Annotated in this window: 2 protein-coding genes; both read right to left on the bottom strand. The window is 42.0% G+C overall.

The window, feature by feature from the left end:
• Positions 1-154: 154 nt before the first annotated feature.
• Complete coding sequence (locus CXF78_RS00565) at positions 155-931, bottom strand: VOC family protein (RefSeq protein ID WP_102035692.1); 777 nt, start codon at positions 929-931, stop codon at positions 155-157.
• A 144-nt stretch (positions 932-1,075) separates the two neighbouring features.
• Positions 1,076-1,387, bottom strand: a 312-nt coding sequence (locus tag CXF78_RS00560) for an aromatic amino acid transport family protein (RefSeq protein WP_308302229.1), incomplete at its 5' end; no start/stop codon positions are given.

Below are 1,387 nucleotides of genomic sequence, written 5' to 3'. Positions count from 1 at the left end.
AACAACTCAATATGACATCACTTAATAATCAAGGTTCAATCGCCTTCTATCTTAAATCGGCACTCTACATTAAATGATACTCTAGCTTTAATCGGCAACACACGAATATAAATAATCAACATTCATTATGTAAAAATATAATTTTCAGATCTATTTATTCCGCAGCAAATAACGCAATAATTGAAAAAAACCCACCTTGTGGATCATTGAGTACTGAAAAACGGCCTACGTTAGGAATATCGGTTGCTGGCACACAAACAGTAGCTCCCAAGGTTTGTGCTTTAGTCACTGATACATCACAGTCATCAACGGCAAAGTAACTCATCCAGTGGGCAGGAGTATCACCCCACTCTGCAGTCATTGCCATCATTCCGCCAATGGCTTGTTCATCCGCATACCATTCGGTGTATTCAAAATCAGCCACATCATTAAGCTTAGTTTGGTAACCTAATACTTGGCTATAAAACTGTTTCGCCGCAGCGGTATCACGACAAGCAAGCTCAACCCAACATAGGGTATTTGATTCTTGCGATCGCTTAATGCCAATATGGTCTTGGCCTTGCCATAATGCAAATCGACAGCCTTCTGGATCTGTGCATAGCGCCATACGGCCTGCATCTCCAACAGAATGAGGCCCCGCAATAATCTCACCTCCAGCTTGAGCCACAGCCTTAGAGGTAGCATCAACATCATCGACCGCAAAATAAATTGTCCAATGAGTCGGTAAGGCTTCCATTTCTGCTGGCATTGGGTACATTGCAGCAATATCATCACCGTCGATTTGCAGCATAGTATAATGCCCTTCTGGCATAGGCATATCATCTGCTCCCCAGCCAAATAGCGCCTGATAAAATGCTTTACCTGCCGCCCAATCATGAGTTGCTAATTCAATCCAGCAAGGCTGTCCTTGTTGATACTGTTGTACCTTCATTATCCTAATCCTTTATAAAAATAGTTGCCTTGATATAGCCAACATGAAACTTGTCTCATAAGTTAAGTCGATATCAACAGAAAAGCAAAAAGCCTTCAAACGAAGGCTTTTAGGCTAAAAGTTGTTTCACCGGAATTTTTGCGTCTATTTAAACACCGGCAATATATCGGCCATGGCCAGCAAATGACATGTGGCAGTGATAACTCCAAACAACACCACAATAGCAATTAACTGAGTTCCACCAGGGACTTTAAATCCCTTTGAGTCAGGATATTGTTGTCTTACTTTATAGGCTAATAACGCTGGTACAATAACAGCCCAAATAGTGGCAGCTAGCGCAGCAAAACCAATCGCTAAAATAAATCCATTCGGAAATAACAAACCAAGGATTGTTGGTGGCACAAACGTGACCGCTGCCGTTTTAATTCGTCCTGATCGCGAGTCGTCAAACCCAAA

Source organism: Shewanella sp. 11B5 (genome assembly GCF_002836795.1).
Lineage (GTDB): Bacteria > Pseudomonadota > Gammaproteobacteria > Enterobacterales > Shewanellaceae > Shewanella > Shewanella frigidimarina.
The sequence above is the reverse complement of the archived record's forward strand: the minus strand, read 5'-3'. Positions and strand labels throughout refer to the sequence as shown.